Raw genomic sequence first — 858 nt, 5'->3', positions numbered from 1 at the left:
GATAGACAAATTCGCGCTTTTCCAAGCGGTCAAGAATGGTTGTGACGGTAGCTTGGCTCAAGCTCATGTCATGTGCCAGTTCACCAATGCTCACTTCGCCCTTATTTCTTATCGTTTGCAGCAAGAGAATCTGTGGTGCTGTTAGCCCGGTTGTTTTGGCTAAATGTTTGGAGTGGAGGTCTGTCGCCCGAATAACGCGACGAAGGGAAACCAAAACTTCTTCGATATGATCCAATGGACAGTCCTCATAAACTTGGTATTAAGTAGCAGAGGTCTCTCAAAGCCCCTCTAATAAGATAACTAGATTATCCCTATGCAAGACTGTTCCTACAACATTTTTTGAGGAATCTGCTTCGATATTGATTTTGCTTGGCTCAACTAGAAAGATTTCGCCCACGTGCTCGACGGCTATTCCAGCGGCGCCACGGCTTGAGTCTAGAATGAGAATTCTTTGATGGGCTTCTGCAGTGCTTACCTGTATATGTTTCTCAGCAGAAAGTACCGGAACGATTTCACCGCGAACATTTAAGATGCCTGCTATTTCGGGGTTTGACCCAGGAACAGGGGTTGGTTCTCGATAGGTAATTATCTCTCTGACCAGCTTAACCTCATATGCATACGTTTCTTCAGCAAGAGAGAAGCTTACATATTGTATGGCTGAATCAGCTGGCATATTCCTTCCAAATTCTTTCGCAGGTTTTAGTATTATTATATTTAGTGTACTATATTTAGATCTCAAAATACTTTTTGCATTAAATCGCTCATATTAGTGAAAATATAAGGCTTTAAGGCGCATAAAATTGTAACAGCTAGTAAAAAGTAGCATAAATACAGGCAAGTTATACATAGATGTCTAAA

At 41.4% G+C, this 858-nt stretch carries 2 protein-coding genes; both read right to left on the bottom strand.

The genetic code is table 11. The features are described from left to right. Positions 1–235, bottom strand: a 235-nt coding sequence (locus A3763_RS04605) for a MarR family winged helix-turn-helix transcriptional regulator (protein ID WP_156494910.1), incomplete at its 3' end; no start/stop codon positions are given. A gap of 42 nt (positions 236–277) precedes the next feature. Then, positions 278–673, bottom strand: coding sequence for a chemotaxis protein CheW (locus A3763_RS04600; RefSeq protein WP_068514448.1), 396 nt, complete (start codon positions 671–673; stop codon positions 278–280). Positions 674–858: the final 185 nt, after the last annotated feature.

The sequence above is a fragment of the Oleiphilus sp. HI0128 genome (assembly GCF_001635365.1).
The sequence above is the reverse complement of the archived record's forward strand: the minus strand, read 5'-3'. Positions and strand labels throughout refer to the sequence as shown.

What these genes read in the sequence shown, in the direction of transcription:
- A3763_RS04600 (WP_068514448.1), bottom strand. Translation starts at nt 673, where the DNA reads ATGCCAGCTGATTCAGCCATACAATATGTAAGCTTCTCTCTTGCTGAA.